General features: G+C 74.1%; 17 protein-coding genes. 13 read left to right on the top strand and 4 right to left on the bottom strand.

What is annotated here, in order from left to right; genetic code table 11:
- Position 1: 1 nt before the first annotated feature.
- The 3 genes from ACU436_RS08240 to ACU436_RS08230 are packed head-to-tail and all read right to left on the bottom strand — an operon-like array spanning position 2 to position 2,646.
- A complete protein-coding gene (locus tag ACU436_RS08240; RefSeq protein ID WP_459023274.1) occupies positions 2–1,507 on the bottom strand; it encodes a 1,4-alpha-glucan branching protein domain-containing protein in 1,506 nt (501 codons plus the stop codon).
- Positions 1,508–1,543: 36 nt separating this feature from the next.
- Positions 1,544–2,314 carry a class I SAM-dependent methyltransferase gene (locus ACU436_RS08235; protein ID WP_459023272.1) on the bottom strand — a complete coding sequence of 257 codons (771 nt, stop codon included), beginning with the start codon at positions 2,312–2,314 and terminating at the stop codon, positions 1,544–1,546.
- Complete coding sequence (locus tag ACU436_RS08230) at positions 2,311–2,646, bottom strand: YnfA family protein (protein WP_459023270.1); 336 nt, start codon at positions 2,644–2,646, stop codon at positions 2,311–2,313. The genes ACU436_RS08235 and ACU436_RS08230 overlap by 4 nt, the downstream gene beginning before the upstream one ends.
- 75 nt (positions 2,647–2,721) lie before the next feature.
- Between ACU436_RS08230 and ACU436_RS08225 the strand changes: the two genes are divergently transcribed.
- Positions 2,722–3,378, top strand: a complete 657-nt coding sequence (locus ACU436_RS08225; protein WP_459023268.1) for a class I SAM-dependent methyltransferase — start codon at positions 2,722–2,724, stop codon at positions 3,376–3,378.
- A gap of 129 nt (positions 3,379–3,507) precedes the next feature.
- On the opposite strand, the gene ACU436_RS08220 is transcribed toward ACU436_RS08225, so the two are convergent.
- On the bottom strand, positions 3,508–3,813 hold the full coding sequence (locus ACU436_RS08220; RefSeq protein WP_459023266.1) for a hypothetical protein: 306 nt from the start codon (positions 3,811–3,813) through the stop codon (positions 3,508–3,510).
- A gap of 586 nt (positions 3,814–4,399) precedes the next feature.
- On the opposite strand from ACU436_RS08220, the gene ACU436_RS08215 reads away from it, so the two are divergent.
- The 12 genes from ACU436_RS08215 (at position 4,400) to ACU436_RS08160 (ending at position 19,049) form a co-directional block, all read left to right on the top strand.
- Positions 4,400–5,182, top strand: coding sequence for an electron transfer flavoprotein subunit beta/FixA family protein (locus ACU436_RS08215; RefSeq protein WP_459023265.1), 783 nt, complete (start codon positions 4,400–4,402; stop codon positions 5,180–5,182).
- Positions 5,183–5,211: 29 nt separating this feature from the next.
- The gene (locus tag ACU436_RS08210) at positions 5,212–6,159 is read left to right on the top strand and encodes an electron transfer flavoprotein subunit alpha/FixB family protein (RefSeq protein WP_459023263.1); all 948 of its coding nucleotides are present in this window, start codon (positions 5,212–5,214) and stop codon (positions 6,157–6,159) included.
- 126 nt (positions 6,160–6,285) lie between these two features.
- Positions 6,286–7,050, top strand: coding sequence for a GNAT family N-acetyltransferase (locus ACU436_RS08205; protein WP_459023261.1), 765 nt, complete (start codon positions 6,286–6,288; stop codon positions 7,048–7,050).
- Positions 7,051–7,214: 164 nt separating this feature from the next.
- Positions 7,215–8,069: a lysophospholipid acyltransferase family protein gene (locus ACU436_RS08200; RefSeq protein WP_459023259.1), complete on the top strand. Its 855-nt coding sequence runs from the start codon at positions 7,215–7,217 to the stop codon at positions 8,067–8,069.
- Between the two features lie 96 nt (positions 8,070–8,165).
- Positions 8,166–9,377 carry a cysteine desulfurase family protein gene (locus ACU436_RS08195; RefSeq protein WP_459023257.1) on the top strand — a complete coding sequence of 404 codons (1,212 nt, stop codon included), beginning with the start codon at positions 8,166–8,168 and terminating at the stop codon, positions 9,375–9,377.
- The gene (mnmA, locus tag ACU436_RS08190) at positions 9,374–10,453 is read left to right on the top strand and encodes a tRNA 2-thiouridine(34) synthase MnmA (RefSeq protein WP_459023255.1); all 1,080 of its coding nucleotides are present in this window, start codon (positions 9,374–9,376) and stop codon (positions 10,451–10,453) included. Before ACU436_RS08195 ends, mnmA begins: the two co-directional genes overlap by 4 nt.
- 147 nt (positions 10,454–10,600) lie before the next feature.
- A complete protein-coding gene (locus ACU436_RS08185) occupies positions 10,601–11,665 on the top strand; it encodes a uroporphyrinogen decarboxylase/cobalamine-independent methonine synthase family protein (RefSeq protein WP_459024290.1) in 1,065 nt (354 codons plus the stop codon).
- Positions 11,666–11,693: 28 nt separating this feature from the next.
- Positions 11,694–13,355 (top strand): DUF1841 family protein, encoded by a 1,662-nt coding sequence (locus tag ACU436_RS08180; protein WP_459023253.1) that lies wholly within the window; start codon positions 11,694–11,696, stop codon positions 13,353–13,355.
- Between the two features lie 40 nt (positions 13,356–13,395).
- Positions 13,396–15,717 carry an NAD-dependent DNA ligase LigA gene (gene ligA, locus ACU436_RS08175; protein WP_459024289.1) on the top strand — a complete coding sequence of 774 codons (2,322 nt, stop codon included), beginning with the start codon at positions 13,396–13,398 and terminating at the stop codon, positions 15,715–15,717.
- Positions 15,718–15,798: 81 nt separating this feature from the next.
- Entirely contained in the window at positions 15,799–16,545 is a 747-nt protein-coding gene (locus ACU436_RS08170; RefSeq protein ID WP_459023251.1) for a 3-keto-5-aminohexanoate cleavage protein, read from the top strand.
- 92 nt (positions 16,546–16,637) lie between these two features.
- Positions 16,638–17,711, top strand: coding sequence for a ferredoxin reductase (locus tag ACU436_RS08165; protein WP_459023249.1), 1,074 nt, complete (start codon positions 16,638–16,640; stop codon positions 17,709–17,711).
- 195 nt (positions 17,712–17,906) lie between these two features.
- Positions 17,907–19,049 carry a fatty acid desaturase family protein gene (locus tag ACU436_RS08160; protein ID WP_459023248.1) on the top strand — a complete coding sequence of 381 codons (1,143 nt, stop codon included), beginning with the start codon at positions 17,907–17,909 and terminating at the stop codon, positions 19,047–19,049.
- Positions 19,050–19,060: the final 11 nt, after the last annotated feature.

Here is a 19,060-nt window from a genome sequence, read left to right as displayed (position 1 = left end):
CCTACCGGTGGGTAGCGGAAACGGTCGTGAGCAGGCCCCGGGCGTCGAGGTGGCCGAAGACGGCGTCGTCACCGCCCCAGCCCGCGACGCGGCGCTCGGCCGCCCGCCTGCGGCCGCCGGCCAGCAGGCCGGCGAGCTCCTCGACGCGCGCGGCGTGCCCCATCGCCCGCTCGCGGGCGTAGCCGGCCGCCGAGTCCTTGCTGACCATGAACGCCCAGTCGCTCGACAGCGCGAGCAGAGCCTCGGTCGCCACGGCGTCGCGGACCGGGTCGCGCGCGAGCCCGGGGGCCGGGACGCCGAGCAGCGCCTTCTGCACCCGCTCCTGCACCGCCACCAGGTCGGCGACCTGCGGGCCCGCCCAGACCCGCCAGTCCTTGCCCGACCCCCACGACGACGCCGGCAGCGCCACCGGGGACCCGACCAGCCCGGCGTCCGCGGCACCCCGCAGCGTCGTGACCCGCACACCGGCGTCCGGCAGGGCGCGCAGCACCGAATCCAGCCATGCGGGGCCCTCGTGCCACCAGTGTCCGAACAGCTCGGTGTCGAACGCCGCGACCGTCAGCCCCGGCCGCCCGAGCCGCTCGCGCAGCCCGGCGAGCCGATCCCGGACCACGCGGACGAAGTCGGCGGCGTCGCGGGCCACGGCCACGGCGGCGCGCGCCGGCTCGTAGGGCCGCTTGGCCTCCGGGGGCACCCGCCGCCCCGTCACCCGCGCCGGCTTGAGCCCCGACGGGTGGTCGTAGGTGTGGAAGTCGCGGTAGTCGCGCCCGCCTGGGTAGCCCGACCGCGGTGACCAGACCCGGTAGGTCACCTCGAGGTCGCGGCCGAACGCCAGCACGTCCGAGTCGGCGACGGGCCGGGCGAGCGCCGTGTCACCGCGCAGCGTGGGGCCGTCCACGAGGAAGCGCCGCACCCCCGCCGCCGCGTACCCGCGCTCCATGCCGGGCGCGTAACCGCACTCCGGCGCCCATATCCCGGCCGGCCGGGACCCGAGCCGCACGGCCGTGTCGGTGAGCCCGGTCTCCAGCGCGAACGCACGCACGTCGGGCTGCAGCAGGGGGCCGAACGGGTGCGTCGCCGGGCCGCCGAGCAGCTCGAGCGCGCCGGCGTCCGCCAGCCTGCGCAGCAGCGGGGACGCGCCGTGGCGCCAGTCGCGTTCGAACACCTCCAGCGCGGCCGTCGCCGACCGGTGCTCCCGCGCGGCGTGCCCGGGCAGGCGCGCGGCGGCGCCGTGCGCCCGCAGCAGCCAGCCGCCGAGCCAGCCGTGCACCCCGCGCAGGCAGTGCGGGTCGTCGAGCTGGGCGGCCAGCACCGGCGTGACGCCGAGCGTGAGCAGCTCCCGCCTGCCCTCGGCGGCCAGCCGGCCCACGAGGTCGAGGACGGGCAGGTAGGCGTGCGCCCAGGACTGGTACAGCCACTCCTCCCCGACGGGCCAGCGGCCGTGGTGCGCGAGCCAGGGCAGGTGGCTGTGCAGGACCAGGCAGAACGTCCCGACGGGCTCGGTCACACCGGGAACGCTACGTGCGTTGCAGCAAAGCCACTTTCACGCAAGCAGATGGCGTAAATGTGGCTTTGCTGCAACGGCCACCAGGTCCAGGCTCGCGTCCACCTCCGCCGCCTGCAGCGCGAAGTCGGCCGCCGTCACCGACTCGACATCCGCTCGCAGTGCGGCGGGCCACCTCCCACCGCCGAGCGCGACGGCCACCTGGGCGTCGACGAGCGAGCCGCCGTGGCGGGCGTCGAGCTCGCGCAGCCGCGACCCGTGGTGCAGGCCGTGGACCTCGACATCGGCGAAGCCCGCGTCCCGGACGAGCCCGGCGAGCTCCGCGGCGGACAGCTCCCGGGTGTGGAACGGGTTGAGCGGGGTCTCGCGGCCCGGGGAGAACGTGAGGCGGTTCGGCGTGGACAGCACGAGACCGCCGCCGGGGCGCAGCACGCGGAAGCATTCGCGCAGGAACCGTTCCTGCTCCCACAGGTGTTCGATCACCTGCAGCGACACCACGACGTCGCACCCCTCGTCGCGCACGGGCAGGGCGACGAGGTTCGCCCGCGCGACGCCGGCGCGGGGGTAGCGGTGGGCGACGTGGGTCGCGGTCAGCGGATCGAGGTCCAGCGCGAGGACCCCGGCCGCGACCTCGGCGAGCATGCCGGCGCCGTACCCCTCGCCGCAGCCGGCCTCCAGCACCAGCGCACCGGCGCACCGGTCCCGGAGCGCGAGGTAGACGGCTTCGTGCCGCCGGAACCAGTAGTTCTCCTCCGGGATGCCCGGCACCGTGCGCTCACCGGTGAGGGGGAGGGACGGATCGGGGGTCATGCCGCGCGCGGGGCGTACATGATCACGCCGACGCCGACGAGGCAGATCGCCGCGCCGATGACGTCGTAGCGGTCGGGCCGGAACCCGTCGAGCACGACGCCCCAGAGCAGCGCGCCGGCCACGAAGATGCCCCCGTAGGCGGCGAGGATCCGGCCGAAGTGCGGGTCCGGCTGGAGGGTCGCGACGAAACCGTAGGCGCCGAGGGCGAGCACCCCGGCGCCGATCCAGAGCAGGCCGCGGTGCTCCCGCACGCCCTGCCAGACCAGCCAGGCACCGCCGATCTCGGCGAGCGCGGCCAGGACGAACAGGGCGACGGAGCGCACGACGGTCACGGTCCCAACCCTAAGGCTGTTGCCGGAATGGCAAGCAACGTTGCCATCGCGAGCGCGCGGGGGCACCGTGCGCTCATGCACCAGCACACAGCGGCCACCGACCCGACGAAGAGCGCCGAGCGGTACTGGGAAGAACGCTACGGCGACGAGGAGCGGGTCTGGAGCGGCCGGCCGAACCCGCTCCTCGTCCGGGAGGTCACGCCGCTCACGCCCGGCACCGCGCTCGACCTCGGCTGCGGTGAGGGCGGGGACGCGATCTGGCTGGCCGCCCGGGGATGGCAGGTCACGGCCGTCGACATCTCCGCCACGGCGATGCGCCGGGGCGCGGACCACGCGCGGGACGCAGGCGTCGCGGAGGGGATCCGGTGGGAGCGCCACGACCTGTCCCGGTCCTTCCCGGAGGGCTCGTTCGACCTGGTCTCGGCCCAGTTCCTCCACTCGCCGGTGGCCGCCGACGGGGAGCGCGACGGGATTCTCCGCCGGGCCGCGGCCGCGGTGGCGCCGCGCGGCGTCCTGCTCGTCGTCGGTCACGCCGGCTGGCCGTCCTGGCAGGAGGAGCCGCCGTTCGACCACCACTTCCCGACCACCTCCGAAGTGCTCGACGCGCTGGACCTCGAGCCGCAGCGGTGGGTCGTGGAACTGGAGGAGGTGGTGGCGCGCGACTTCCCCGACCCGGACGGCCGCCCGGGCCACCGCGAGGACAACGTCCTGCGCGTCCGGCGCCTGGGGTAGGGGCCCCGCCGAGTGGACTTCGCACACCAACTATCGGCTTCGCACAAGGCCCGCCTTGTGCGAAGCCCAGGATGGATGTGCGAAGTCGGCCGGGTGAACGGTCGGAGGCCCACCCGGCCGCGGAGCGCGTCAGCCGGCCGGCGGGGGCCGTGGCGCGCCGCGGACGGACAGGACGCCACCGACGTCGTGCATGAGCCAGGCGAGGAGGATGCCGTCCTCGAGCGTGAGGGGCACCCGCGGGCCCTGCCAGCTCAGCAGCGCGGTGGGGCGGCTCCGCAGCGCGTCCCGCAGCATCGCGGCGAGCTCCGGGGTGGCCCGCACGGCGATGCCGTCGTAGCTGACCTCCTCGCCGATCGGGATCCCGTCGGTGGCGTCGGCGCCGGTGCGCAGGACGTAACCGCAGCCCTGGCGGTCGTCGTATCCCGTGACGATCATCGGCGCCGCCCCGGGACGGTTCGGGAGGGCCGGCGGGCTGCGTGATCGAGCACGCTCACCACACTGCCACCGGTCACGCGCGGGAGGCGGTCTCGCCCGGGTCGGGCCGATACGGACATGCGCGGCTCCGCGGGTCGGGTGGCCGGACAGTACTCGCGGAACCGTCCGGCCGTACCCCCGCCGCGGCAGGTTCGCCCGTAGGCGTTCCGGGCCGCCGCCGGACGGAGTCAGCGGCGGCGCAGGCGCGAGAGGAAGCTGCGGGCGCGCTCGCGGTTGCGCGGGTCGGAGGCCATGCGCCGACCCTGGTCCGTGAGGCGCCGGCCCTGGGGGCTCGCGAGAAATGTGCGGATTCGGTGCAAGAGCGGCATAAGTCCCAGTTACCCATAGTGGTGTCGCCTCACACGGTGCGGGTGAGGAGTCTCACCTGCGGGGCGTTTGCCGCGCCGCTACCCGCTGGTAACAATTGCCCGAACCGGGCGTCCGGCGCGCCGAAGCCGCGTTGTGATGGCATTGTCGGCGCGGGGCGCCGAGCGTCCGACAGGCCCATCGCGGCACGTCCGCACCGGCAGGAGGTCGAAGAGGTCCGATGAACATCGTCGTGTTGATCAAGCAGGTGCCCGATACCTACTCCGAACGGAAACTGCGCTCGGACGGCACCTTGGACCGCGACGCCACCGACGCGGTGCTGGACGAGATCAACGAGCGTGCGGTGGAGGCGGCCCTGCAGCTGAAGGAAGCTCACGACGGTTCCGAGGTCACGGTGTTGACCATGGGTCCGGACCGGGCGACGGACGCGATCCGCAAGGCGTTGTCGATGGGTGCGGACAAGGCGGTGCACCTGTCGGACGAGGCCCTCGCGGGGTCGGACGCGGTGCAGACGGCGCGGGCGCTGGCGAAGGCGATCGGGACCGTCGAGGGTGTCGACCTGGTGGTGGCCGGTAACGAGGCGTCGGACGGGCGGTCGGGCGCGGTGCCGGCGATGGTGGCCGACGTGCTGGGCCTGCCGGCGTTGACCCATGCCCGTGAGGTCACCGTGGACGGGTCGACGGTCACGGTGCGCCGCGAGACCGACGACGGGGTCACCACGTTGACCGCCGGGTTGCCGGCGGTGGTGAGCGTGAACGAGAAGATCAACGAGCCGCGGTACCCGTCGTTCAAGGGGATCATGGCGGCGAAGAAGAAGCCGGTCGCCACGTTGGGTCTGGCCGATGCGGGTGTCGACGCCTCCGAGGTGGGGCTGGCGAACGCCCTGTCGAGCGTCACCTCGTCGCAGCCCAAGCCGCCGAAGAGCGCGGGCGAGAAGGTCGAGGACGAGGGTGACGGTGGTCAGAAGGCGGCCGCGTTCCTGGTCGGCCAGAAGCTCATCTGACCCGCGTTCGACGAGAAGGAGACAAGCTCATGGCTGAGGTGCTGGTCCTCGTCGACCACCTCGAGGGTGAGATCAAGAAGAGCACGTACGAGTTGTTGACCGCGGCGCGGTCGCTGGGTGAGCCGTCGGCGGTGGTGGTCGGCCCGGCGGGTACGGCGGGCAAGCTGGCCGACGGGTTGAAGGAGTACGGGGCGGCGAAGGTCTACGTCGCCGAGTCCGATTCGGACGAGTTCCTGACGCCCGAGGTGGCGGTGCTGTCGTCGCTGGTCGAGGACAAGGGTCCGGCGGCGGTGCTGATCGGGGTGTCCGCGGACGGCAAGGAGATCGCCGGCCGGGTCGCGGTACGCACGGGCTCGGGTCTGCTGGGCGACGTCGTCGCCGTGACACCGGAGGGCGCCACGCACTCGGTGTTCGGTGGCGCGTACACCGCGGAGGCGAAGGCGAACGGCGCCCACCCGGTGATCACGGTGCGGCCGGGTTCGGTGGAGGCCGAGCCGGCCCCGGGCGCGGGTGTCGAGGAGTCGGTGGCGGTGTCGGCGGGTTCGGGGCGGTCGGCCACGGTGGTGAGCCGGGAGCCGATCACCGGTGGGGACCGGCCGGAGCTGACGGAGGCGTCGGTGGTGGTCTCCGGTGGCCGTGGTGTGGGGTCGGCGGAGGACTTCTCCGTGGTCGAGGCGCTGGCCGACTCGTTGGGTGCCGCGGTGGGGGCGTCGCGGGCGGCGGTGGACTCGGGTTACTACCCGCACCAGTTCCAGGTCGGGCAGACCGGCAAGACGGTGTCGCCGCAGCTGTACATCGCGTTGGGCATCTCCGGTGCGATCCAGCACCGGGCCGGGATGCAGACGTCGAAGACGATCATCGCGGTGAACAAGGACCCCGAGGCGCCGATCTTCGAGATCGCCGACTTCGGCGTGGTGGGTGACCTGTTCAAGGTCGCACCCCAGCTGACGGAGGAGATCGCCAAGCGCAAGGGCTGATCACAGCGCCATCGACGTGCCCCGGGCGGATCATCGCCCGGGGCACGTTGCGCTGTTCACCCTCCTGCCATCCCCTCGTCGATGCGCTCGGGTACGGGTGTTGCTTCAGGCCCGTACCAAGACCCCGTGACCTCGACGCAGGTGCTCGCCCGTACGCCGCAGTCGGATACCTCCCCCCGCTACTCCCTGCTGCTCTCGACGGAACCGGACGAGGTGCGCGCCGCCCAGCGCCTGCGCCACCGCGTCTTCGCCGAGGAGCTCGGGGCCGTCCTGCACACCCCGGAACCGGGGCTCGACGTCGACCGGTTCGACGCCTTCTGCGACCACCTGCTGGTGCGCGACGAGGGCAGCGGCGAGATCGTCGGGAACTACCGGATGCTGCCGCCCGCCGCGGCCGAGCGGGCCGGCGGGTTGTACTCCGCGAACGAGTTCGAGCTGGGCGAGATCGCGCCGCTCCGCTCGTCGCTGGTGGAGACCGGGCGCTCGTGCGTGCATCCGGACCACCGCAACGGGGCGGTCGTCGGCCTGGTCTGGGCGGGTCTCGCGCGCTACATGTTGCTCACCGGGCACCGCTGGCTGGCGGGCTGTGCGAGCGTGCCGCTCGCCGACGGCGGGGCAGCGGCATCGGCGGTCTGGGACCGCGTGCTGGCGCGGCACCTGTCCCCCGAGCCGTACCGGGTGCAGCCCCTGAAGCCGTGGCAGCCGCCGGTGCTGCGCCGGCCCCGCCGGGTCGCGATCCCGCCGCTGTTGCAGGGCTACCTGCGGTTGGGGGCGTGGGTCTGCGGGCCGCCGGCGCTGGACCCCGACTTCGACTGCGCGGACTTCTTCGTCCTCCTCGGCCTCGACCACCTGGACGAGCGCTACGCCCGGTTCTTCTTCGGCGACTCCTAGGTGTCCCCCGCCGGAAGTCCGCCGAATGACTCGGCGGCCCAGCTCCACCCTGCGCGCACCGGTCGACGACCCGAGTACGCCCGGTACGAGGGCCGCCGCCCGGCACCCGCAGCGAGAACCTGGATCCACCGACCTGCCCGACGAACTTCCGGCGGGGGACACTAGTGCCCGGCCACCCCCCGGCCCCGGCGTCCGGCTGGCTGCCGGTGTCACCGTGCGGGCCCGGCTGCCACGCGCCCGTCGACGGTGCCGGTGCGCGGGCGCCGCTCGTGCCGGCCCGCCTCTGCGGCCTGGTGGCCGTGCTGGTGGGCGCGCTCGTCGGCGGCGCGCTGCTGCCGGGCGCTGCACGGGCCCGCTGGCTCCGCGTTTCCTACCGGGCGGTGCTGCGGTGCAGCGGCGTGCGGCTGCGGGTGGCGGGCGAGCTCGGCGACGGCGGTGAGTTGCTCGCGGTGAACCACCTGTCCTGGATCGAGGTGCTCGCCGTCGGGACGCTGCGCCCGGTGCGGATGGTGGCGAAGCGGGAGATGGGTGACTGGCCCGTGATCGGGGGGATCGCGCGGCGCAGCGGGGCGCTGTTCGTCGACCGGGCGGGGCTGCGGGGGCTGCGGGCCACGGTCGCGGCCACCGCCGACGCACTGCGGGCCGGTGCCGACGTCGCGGTGTTCCCCGAGGGCACGACCTGGTGCGGCGCTGCCGCGGGACCGTTCCGGCGGGCGGTGTTCCAGGCCGCGATCGACGCCGGCGCGCCGGTACGGCCGATCGCCGTCGTCCTGCGCCTGCCGGGTGGGGACCGGACGAGTGCCGCGGCGTTCGTCGGCGAGCAGACGCTGTGGGACTCCCTGATGCGGGTGCTGCGGCTGCCCGGCCTCGAGTGCGAGCTCACGATCCTGCCCGCGCTGCCGCCCGCGGCCGACCGCCGGGAGCTGGCCCGCCGGGCGGGCGACGCGATCGCCGCGGTGACGGAGGTGCCCCACCCGACGGTGCGCCGACGCCACGAGCGTGCGCCGATGGCGGCTTAGCGGCGCCATTTGCCCGTCCAACGGGCGGGCGCCACCGCTGCCCGGGGGCGGCCCGTCGCGGCGACTATCCTGGCCCGGACCGATCTACCGGGGGAGGTGGCCGCCACGAGCGCGATCTACCTCGACCACGCCGCCACCACGCCGATGCTTCCCGAGGCCGTGGCGGCGATGGCTGAGGCACTCACTCACACCGGCAACGCGTCCTCGCTGCACTCGGCCGGCCGGCGCGCGCGCCGCGACGTAGAGGAGGCGCGCGAACGCATCGCCGCCGCCGTGGGCGCCCGGCCGTCCGAGGTGGTGCTCACCACCGGCGGCACGGAGAGCGACAACCTCGCCGTCAAGGGCCTGTACTGGGCGCGGCGGGATGCCGACGAGCGCCGCACCCGCGTGCTCGTCTCCGCGATCGAGCACCACGCCGTGCTCGACGCCGCCGATTGGCTGGGTGCGCACGAAGGCGCCGAGGTCGAGCTGCTGGACGTCGACGACGTCGGCAGGGTGCGCCCGGAGACGCTGCGCGCCGCCCTCGCGAAGGAGCCCGAGCGGGTCGCGCTGGTCTCGGTGATGTGGGCCAACAACGAGGTCGGCACGGTCAACCCGGTGCGCGAGCTCGCGGCGATCGCCCACGAGTTCGGCGTGCCGGTGCACACCGACGCGGTCCAGGCCGTGGGGGTGCTCCCCATCGACTTCGCCGCGTCGGGCGTCGACGCGTTGTCGCTCACCGGCCACAAGCTCGGCGGCCCCATCGGGGCGGGCGCGCTGCTCCTGGGCCGCGAGGTGGTGCTCACCCCGTTGCTGCACGGCGGCGGGCAGGAACGTGACGTGCGGTCCGGCACCCTCGACACCCCCGCGGTGGTGGGGCTGGCCACCGCCGTGGAGCTCGCCGTCGCGGACGCGCCCCGGCGGGCTCCGGCGCTGGCGGCCCTGCGCGACGACCTCGTGGCCCGGATCACCGCCGTGGCCCCGGAGGCCACGCTGAACGGCGACCCGGGCACCGGTGTGGTCGAGGGCGGCCCGTCGCGGCTGCCCGGCAACGCGCACCTGTCGTTCCCGGGGTGCGAGGGCGACAGCCTGCTCATGCTGCTCGACGCGCAGGGCGTCGAGTGCTCCACCGGTTCGGCGTGCACGGCCGGGGTGGCGCAGCCCAGCCACGTGCTGCTCGCGATGGGGGCCGACGAGGCCACCGCCCGCGGTTCGCTGCGCTTCACGCTCGGCCACACGTCCACCGCCGCCGACGTCGACGCGGTCGCCTCCGTGATCGGTCAGGTCGTGGAGCGGGCCCGGCGGGCGGGCACGGCGGTGGCTCGATGAGGGTGCTCGCGGCGATGAGCGGTGGTGTCGACTCGGCCGTGGCCGCTGCCCGTGCCGTCGACGCCGGGCACGACGTGGTGGGCGTGCACCTGGCGCTGTCCGAGACCCCGGACGCCCTGCGCAGCGGTTCGCGCGGCTGCTGCTCCCGAGAGGACGCCGCCGATGCCCGCCGCGCCGCGGACGTGCTCGGCATCCCGTTCTACGTCTGGGACTTCGCCGCGCGCTTCCGCGAGGACGTGGTGGACGACTTCGTCGCCGCCTACGCCGAGGGCCAGACCCCCAACCCGTGCCTCCGCTGCAACGAGAAGATCAAGTTCGCCGCGCTGCTCGACAAGGCGCTGGCGCTGGGCTTCGACGCGGTCTGCACCGGCCACTACGCACGGCTGGTGGCAGGCGAGCTGCGGCGGGCCGTCGACGCCGGCAAGGACCAGTCGTACGTGCTCGCCGTGCTCACGCCGCACCAACTGGCGCACGCGATGTTCCCGATCGGCGACACCCCGAAGCCGGCCGTGCGGGCCGAGGCCGGCGTGCGCGGCCTGCGCGTGGCCGACAAGCCCGACAGCCACGACATCTGCTTCATCCCCTCCGGCGACACCCGCGCGTTCCTCGGAGCGCGGCTCGGTGTCCGGCCCGGCGCGGTGGTCGACGCCGCGACGGGTGCCGAGCTGGCCCGCCACGACGGCGTCCACGGATTCACGGTCGGGCAGCGCAAGGGGCTGGGTGTCGACGCCCCCGCCGCCGACGGCCGCCCGCGGTACGTGCTCGGCATCGAGCCCGCCACCGGCACGGTGACGGTCGGGCCGGCCACCGCGCTCGACGTCCGCACGATCGAGGGTGCGAGCCCGGTCTGGAGCGCCGGTGCCGCGCCGGGGGCCCGGTTCGACTGCGTCGCGCAGGTCCGCGCCCACGGCGGCCTGGCCGCGGCGGTCGCCGAGCCCACTCCCGGCGGCCTGCGCATCGAGCTGGAGGAGCCCTTGCGCGGCGTCGCCCGTGGCCAGGCGGTCGCGCTCTACCGCCCCGACGCGGCAGGCGACGTCGTCCTGGGCAGCGCCACGATCACCGCCACCGGGCCGTGAGCGGTAACGAGTGCTCCGGCACTCGTCACCACCCACGACCGTGGTAGACCAGCGCCCGTGAGTACCGATCCGCTCGAGGCCGCCCTCGCCGCGGCCGGCTTGGCCGGCGCCACGCCGGGGGAGACGGTGGGCGGCGGCGCGTTCGTCGTGCCCGGCAGCCCCGACGCCGATGAGCCGTCCGCGCCGCCCGCGCGCTGGCCCGACGGCGCCGCGACCGGCGTCGGCTCGATGCCCGGCACCGATCCGCGGGAGGCCGCCGCCACGGTGGTGGGCGAGCTGCCGCTGTTGCCGAACCTGCCGGAGCTGCCGGCCCGTGGCGTCGGAGCGGACATGATCGGCCGGACGGCGGGGCTGCTCGTCGACCTCGCCGTGGAGGTCGTGCCCTCCGGCTACCGGGTCGCGGCGCGGACCGGGCGGGACCACCGGAGGGCCGTCGACCTGCTCCGCGGCGACCTCGACGCGTTCGACGAGGCCTGCGAACCGGCCCGGCCGGGCTGGGTGAAGGTGCAGGCGGCCGGGCCCTGGACGCTCGCCGCCGCGGTGGAGGTGCACAGCGGTCACCGCGTGCTGACCGACCCGGGCGCGGTCCGGGAGTTCACCGCGAGCCTCCTGGAGGGGCTTCGCGCCCACGTGGCGGAGGTGGCCACCCGCACCGGCGCCCACGTGCTCGTCCAGCTCGACGAGCCGACGCTGCCCGCTGTGCTGGCGGGCGTGCTGCCCACCGCGTCCGGTTACGGCACGGTGCCCGCGGTCGGGCGTACGGAGGCCCAGGACGCCCTGCGCGAGTTCGTCTCGGCGCTCGGGGCGCCGGTGGTCGTGCACTGCTGCGCGGACCGGCCGCCCGTCCGGTTGCTCGCCGGCACGGGCGTGGTGGGCGTCGGGATCGATGCCACGCTGCCGGTCCTCCGCGGGGAGACCGCGCTGCCGGCGGCCCTCGACGCGCTCGGCGAGGTCTGGGACGCCGGGACGCCCCTGCTGCTCGGGCTCGTGCCGGCGCGGGAGCCCGCGGCCCGGCCGGAGCTGCGCGACCTCGCGCGCCCTGCGTTCGACCTCGCCGACCGGCTCGGGTTCGACCGGGCCCGCCTCGGTGCCCTCGCGGTCCCCACACCCACATGCGGACTCGCCGGGGCGACCCCGGCGTGGGCGCGGCGGGCGATGGCGCTCGTCCGTGATCTCGGGCAGGCGTTCGTCGACCCTCCCGAGGGCTGGTAGCCACCACCGCTCTGGCACCGTTGGTGGGGTGAGCCCGCAGAGCAAGGGACGGAAGCGCAAGCAGTCGGGGGCGCGGAACCAGGGCATGCCGGACGGGCCGGAGGCGGTGATCGCCCGGATGGCCCAGGCCGCCATCCGCGACGTGGAGGCCGCGTCCGACCTGCTCGAGGCCGAGCTGCATGCGTCGGGCGTGCTCGGGGCGTGGTGGGGGAAGCATCTGGTCGGCGCCGATCCGGACGTCGTCCTCGGCGAGGCGCTGGTGGCGTACGCGGGACGGAAGCGGCGTCCGGGCGCGGTGGGCATGCTCCGGCTGATCGGGTCGCTCGGCACCGAACGGCAGCGCGAGCTGGCCACCGCCGCGGCCGAGGAGCTGGTCGCGCGCGGGACGGGCGAGCCCGGCTGGGTGCGGGAGATCGGCACCGAGCGGGTGACCGCGGCGTGGGCGTACGGCGACGTCTTCGGGGACCAGACGAGCGTGCAGCTCGTGGTCGAGCGCTCCGGTGCCCGGCACGGGGTGGTCACGCTGATCGACCACACGCTCGGCGGCATCGTGAAGGACACGTTCGTCACCGCGGAACCCGACGCGGTCCTCGCGGACATCCGCGGGATCGACGACGCCGTCACCGAGATCCGCGAGCTCTCGCCCGAGGCGGCCGCCGCCCTGCTCGTGCCGGCGTTCGCCCTGACCGACGAGCAGGGGCGCGCCGGCCTCGAGCCGCCCGTGGACGAGGAGTTCGCGCCGTCCCGCGCCGTGGCCGTGGCCCGGGTGCGGCAGCTCCCGACGCCCGTGCCGACGCCCGTTCCCGAGGAGCTCGATGCGGCGGCGGAGGCCGCTGTCGTGGCCGAGTTCCTCGGCTCGGGCGAGGCACGGGACCTTCCGCCCGCGGCCCGCGGATGCGCCGAGCTGCTCGTCGAGTTCGGGTCCTCGGTCGATCCCGCCCGGCCGCTGCGCGTCGGGCCCGGCCTGATCGACCTGTTCCTCGACGAGACCCTCAACGAGGGGCCGGAGATCTCGGACGACGAGTTCGAGGCGCTTCCCGCGACCGTGCTGGCCTGGGCGAGCTGGGCCGGACGGCGCGCCGAGCTCCCCGAGACGGCGCTGGCCGTCCTGCGGGACGAGGTGGACGACATGGTGTGCTCCATCGGCCGTCCCAGCGACGCCGAGCCGGTCGCGTCCGACGTCGCCGACGCCTACCTCGCCGGCCTGGACCTGGACGACGTCCGGCCGGAGGACCTGCCCGACCTGCTCGAACGCCGGATGTTCGCGGCGCCCACCGTTGGCACCCGCATCGGGGACGAGCAGTTCCCGTTCCTCGACCCGAGCGACCCGGACGACCGCGGCATGCTGATCGAGGGGGAGCACCCGGAGTACCACCGGGCGCTCGCCGATCCCGACTCCGACACCGTCGACGGGGTGAACCCCCGCCTGCACATCACGGTGCACGAGATCGTCGCCAACCAGCTGTGGGACGACGAGCCGCCGGAGGTCTGGCAGGCGGCGCGGCGCCTGTCGGCCACCGGCATGGACCGGCACGACGTGCTGCACGCGATCGGCGAGGTGGTAGCGAAGCACCTGTTCGGGGTCATCGTCGAGGACGAGCCGCCCGGATCCGACCGCTACGTGGAGCACCTCGAGAAGCTGGGTCGCACGGAGGACGCCCGCGTCGTCCCACTGCGCCGGAAGCGGTGAACGCCGGTTGCCGCCGGATGTCGGTCCTCGTCGCTAACCTCTGCTCGTGAGCACTGACACTGACGTGCGCGAACGGCACGCGCGGCTGGCCGCGGAGGTGGCCGACCACCAGTTCCGCTACTACGTGCTCGACGCGCCCGTCGTCTCCGACGGGCAGTTCGACGCGCTGTGGCGCGAGCTGGTCGATCTGGAGAGCGCCCACCCCGAGCTGGTCACCCCCGAGTCGCCCACGCAGCGGGTGGTCGGGAAGTTCGCCACCGACTTCGCGGCGCACGACCACCTCGAGCGCATGCTCAGCCTCGACAACACGTTCACCGAGGACGAGCTGCGCGCGTGGGCCGAGCGGATCACGCGCGACGTCGGGGAGGGCAAGCTCCACCACCTGTGCGAGCTGAAGATCGATGGGCTCGCCGTCAACCTGCTCTACGAGGACGGCGCGCTCACCCGTGCGCTCACCCGTGGCGACGGCCGCACCGGCGAGGACATCACACTCAACATGCGCACCCTCGAGGAGGTGCCCGACCGCCTCACCGGCACCGACGAGTTCCCGGTGCCCCGGGTGGTGGAGGTGCGCGGCGAGGTCTACTTCCGGCTGGAGGACTTCCAGGCGCTCAACGCCTCCCTCGTCGAGGCGGGCAAGCCGCCGTTCGCCAACCCGCGCAATACCGCAGCGGGGTCGCTGCGGCAGAAGGACCCCAAGGTCACCGCCTCGCGCAGGCTCCGCCTCATCTGCCACGGGTTCGGCAAGCGCGAGGGGTTCACCCTCGAACGCCAGTCGCAGGGCTACGACGCGCTGCGCGCATGGGGCCTGCCGGTGTCCGAGCGCAGCGCCGTCGTCACCGGCATCGACGAGGTGCTCGCCCACGTCGAGTACTGGGGCGAGCACCGCCACGACATCGAGCACGAGATCGACGGCGTCGTGGTCAAGGTCGACGAGGTGGCGTTGCAGCGGCGCCTCGGCTCCACGTCCCGGGCGCCGCGCTGGGCGATCGCCTTCAAGTACCCGCCGGAGGAGGCCACCACCAGGCTGCTCGACATCCAGGTCAACGTCGGGCGCACCGGGCGCGTCACACCGTTCGCGCAGATGGAGCCGGTCGTCATCGCGGGCTCCACGGTCGCGCTGGCCACCCTGCACAACGCGCAGGAGGTCAAGCGCAAGGGCGTGCTCATCGGCGACCACGTGGTCATCCGCAAGGCGGGCGACGTCATCCCCGAGGTGCTGGGTCCGGTCGTCGACCTGCGCGACGGCACCGAGCGCGAGTTCGTGATGCCCACGCACTGCCCGGAGTGCGGCACCGAGCTCGCCCAGCAGAAGGCGGGCGACGTCGATCTGCGCTGCCCCAACGCCCGGTCCTGCCCGGCGCAGCTGCGGGAGCGGCTGTTCCACGTGGCCGGCCGTGGCGCGTTCGACATCGAAGGCCTCGGCTACGAGGCCGCCACGGCGCTGCTCACGTCCGGGGTGGTGCAGGACGAGGGTGACGTCTTCGGGCTCACGGAGGCCGACCTGCTGCGGGTCGAGCTCTTCCGCAAGAAGGACGGCGAGCTGTCCGCCAACGGTCACCGCCTCCTCGCCAACCTGGAGGCGGTGAAGGAGCGGCCGCTGTGGCGGGCGCTCGTGGGTCTGTCCATCCGGCACGTCGGGCCCACGGCCGCGCAGGCGCTGGCGCGCGAGTTCCGGTCGATGGACGCCATCGAGGCCGCCGCCGAGGAGGCCGCGCGGGCCACTGCCGAGGCCGGGTACGTGATCACCTCCGACGGCACGGCCGACGAACCGGGTGACGAGGAGGCCGGCGGCAGCGCGGCGCCGGCGGCCACCGGCGCCGAGGCGGTCGCCGCGGCCACCGAGGCAGCCGGCGAACCCACCGCGGACGAGCGGGCTGTGGCCGAGGAACGCGCGGCGCGCGACGCCGTGCGGGCGCAGGCCAAGGCGCTCGCCGCCGCGTTGGCCCCGATCGCGAGCGTGGAGGGCGTCGGGCCCACCATCGCGGCGGCCCTGCGCGACTGGTTCTCGGTCGACTGGCATCGCGAGGTCGTCCGCAAGTGGCGGGCCGCCGGGGTGCGGATGGAGGACGAGGCCGACGCGTCGGTCCCGCGCACGCTCGACGGGATGTCAATCGTGATCACCGGCTCGATGGAGGGCTTCTCCCGCGACGAGGCCAAGGAGGCGATCACCGCCCGCGGGGGCCGGGCCGCGGGCTCGGTGTCGAAGAAGACGGCCTTCGTCGTCGCGGGCGACTCGCCGGGGTCGAAGTACGACAAGGCGCTCGAGGTCGGTGTCCCGATCCTCGACGAGGCGGGCTTTCGCGTGCTGTTGGAGCGGGGCCCGGACGCCGCGAGGGAGGTCGCCACCGTCGAGAGCTGACCGGCATGATCATGCCCGGTGGCGGCCCGTAGGATCCGAGCGTCCGGTGACTAGGATCCGTGGGGATCGGGGGGTGCCAGGGTGCTGCAGGCGGTGCTGAACGGGTCGTGGCCCGCAGACGCGCACCCCTTGCTCCCGGTCACTCCGCGACACCTCGCCCGGGACGCGCGCGCGGTCTCCGAGCTCAAGGTCGGCTCGGTGCACGTGCACCCCCGCGACCCGTCCGGGCTGGAGACGCTCGACCCGGTGTTCGTCGGGGACACCGTGGCCGCGATCCGGGCCCAGGCACGTTCGATGGAGATCGGCGTCACCACCGGCCGCTGGATCGAGCGCGACCCGCGGAAGCGGATCGAGGCCGTGCTCGCGTGGGGTCACCTCGGTCTCGGGAAGCCCGACGTGTGCTCGGTCAACGTGCACGAGAAGGGCTGGGTCGACGTCTGCGCCGCGGTCCGCTCGGTGGGCATCGGCATCGAGCTGGGCGTGTGGACCAGCGGCGACGCCGTCACCCTGCGCGCCAATGGGGTGCCGCCCGGCACCACCCGGGTTCTCGCGGAGTCCACCGTCACCGACCCCAGCACGGCGGTGGCCGAGGGCCTGCGCATCCTGCGCGCGCTCGGTTCGATGCCGGTGCCGATCCTGTTGCACGGCGAGGACACGGGCGCGTGGCCGGTGCTGGAGCAGGCGATGCTGTTGGGCGTCGACACCCGGATCGGGTTCGAGGACGTGCTCGTCACCCGGAGGGGGCTCCTCGCCGCCGGCAACAACCACCTCGTGTCCGAGGTGCTCGATCTCCGCCAGGATCTCCAGCTGAGCGGCTACCGGATCTAGCCCACCCTCTTTGGGTTTCGCCACAGAACTGCGGCCGTGACCGTGGCCGGAGCCGTGGCATCGTGTGCGATGCGAGCAATAGCGTCGCCTGCATGGGAGTGCTCGGCGAGATCGGCAGGCGAGCTCGTGGGGCGGCGGCGCTGTTCACCCAACCGCTGCTGCCCGACGATCTGCTCGGCACGCTGAACCCGCTGTGGTCCACGAGCGAGCCGCATGCGCGCGTGGTGGGACTGCGCCGCGAGACCGCCGACACGACCACGCTGCTGTTGCACACCGCCCGCTCGCGCATCCCGCACCGGGCCGGCCAGTTCGTCGGGATCGGGACCCGGCTCGACGGCGTGTGGCAGTGGCGCACCTACTCCGTCACCTCCAGGCCGGGCGACGCGCGCCTCGCCGTCACCGTCACCGCGGTGCCGGGCGGCACCGTCTCCGGGGCGCTCGCACACCGCACGCCGGTGGGCACGCTGCTGCGGATCGCGCCGCCCGCGGGCGAGTTCGTGCTGCCGGACCCGGTGCCGGAGAAGCTGCTGTTCGTCACGGCGGGCAGCGGGATCACGCCCGTCATGGGCATGCTGCGCGACGTCGCGGCCGGCCGGCCCTGCGCCCTGGACGGTGCCGTCGTCGTGCACTGCGACCGCACACCGGACGACCTGGTGTTCGGGAGCGAGCTGCGCGCGCTCGCCGCGACCACCGGGCTGCGGCTCGTCGAGCGGCACACCGCCGCCGAGGGCCGGCTCACCCCGGACGCGCTCGCGGACGTCGTGCCCGACTGGGCGGCGCGCCAGGCGTGGGCGTGCGGGCCGGCGGGGCTGCTGGAGGCGCTCACCGAGCACTGGTCGCGCTACGGCGACCTCGAGGCGCTGCACGTCGAACGCTTCGTCGCACCCACGCCGGTCGCCGACCCGGGCACCGGTGGCCGGGTCACGTTCACGACCAGCGGGATCACCGCGGAGGCAGGCCCCGGCGTCGCGCTGCTCGCAGCGGGTGAGTCGGCGGGCGCGCTGCTGCCGAACGGCTGCCGCATGGGCATCTGCCACACCTGCGTCGGGCGGCTGCGCTCCGGTGGCGTGTGCGACCTGCGCACCGGCGATCTGCACGACGCCCCAGGCCAGATCGTCCGCACCTGCGTCTCCGGCGCCGCGGGCGACGTCGAGATCGAGCTTTGAGAAGTGGTGATGATCGTTGCGTAGCGGTGCCGGTAGCGGAACCTCAGACGTCCCCTCGCTCCGGGATCGCCTCCTCATGAATGCCGATTCACCACGTCGGCGCTGTCCTCGCGAGGAGACGTCTGAGAACCCGCGGCGGTGCCGGTTGCGTGCTCACCCAAGCGGCTTCGCCGCTCGTCAACCCCTGGAGCAACCATGACTCAGACCCCGAGTGCTGCGGCACACCTGACCGACGAGCAGGTCGAGGCGATCGGTGCCGAGCTCGACGCGATCCGCGCCGAGGTGGTCGGCACCCTCGGCGAACGCGACGCCCGCTACATCCACAAGGTCGTCGCCGTGCAGCGGGCCCTCGAGGTCGGCGGCCGGGCCACGCTGCTGTTCTCCCGGTTCCCCCCGGCATGGATCGCCGGCACGGCGGCGCTGTCCGTGGCCAAGATCCTCGAGAACATGGAGCTCGGCCACAACATCCTGCACGGCCAGTGGGACTGGATGCGCGACCCGAGGATCCACTCCACGACGTGGGAGTGGGACCACGCCTCCCCGGCCGAGTCGTGGAAGAGGTCGCACAACTACGAGCACCACACGTTCACCAACATCCGCGGCAAGGACCGCGACCTCGGCTACGCGATCATGCGGGTCACCCCCGAGCAGGAGTGGAAGCCGGTCTACCTGCTGCAGCCGATCTACAACGTCGGCCTCTCCATGATCTTCGAGTGGGGCATCGCCCTGTACGACCTCGAGGTCGAGAAGGCGCAGGAGGGCACCAAGTCGTGGGAGCAGGTCCGCAAGGAGGCCCGCGGTCTCTGGCGCAAGGCGCGTAAGCAACTCGCCAAGGACTACGTGCTGTTCCCGCTGCTGTCCGGCCCCGGGTTCCTCTCCACGATGGCCGCCAACGCCACCGCCAGCGTCGTGCGCAACATGTGGTCGCACGCCGTGATCTTCTGCGGGCACTTCCCGGACGGCACCGAGACGTTCGACGAGGACCGGCTCGAGGGCGAGACGAAGGGCCAGTGGTACGTCCGGCAGATGCTGGGCTCGGCCAACCTGTCCGGCGGTTCGCTGTTCCACATCATGACCGGCAACCTGTCGCACCAGATCGAGCACCACCTGTTCCCGGACCTCCCGAGCAACCGCTACGCCGAGATCGCACCGCGGGTGCGGGAGATCTGCGAGCGCTACGGCCTGCCCTACACCACGGGCTCGCTCCCGCGGCAGTACGGCAAGGTGGTGCGCAAGCTCGCCCGCCTCGCGTTCCCCGGTGGTGCCCCGAAGGCGGAGGTCACCCCGCTCCCGCCCCGCCCGAAGCCGCTCGGCGACCCGGTCCGCCTCGCCGGCTGAGCGCGCCGGGT

This window comes from Pseudonocardia wallangbongensis, from assembly GCF_054486945.1.
The sequence above is the reverse complement of the archived record's forward strand: the minus strand, read 5'-3'. Positions and strand labels throughout refer to the sequence as shown.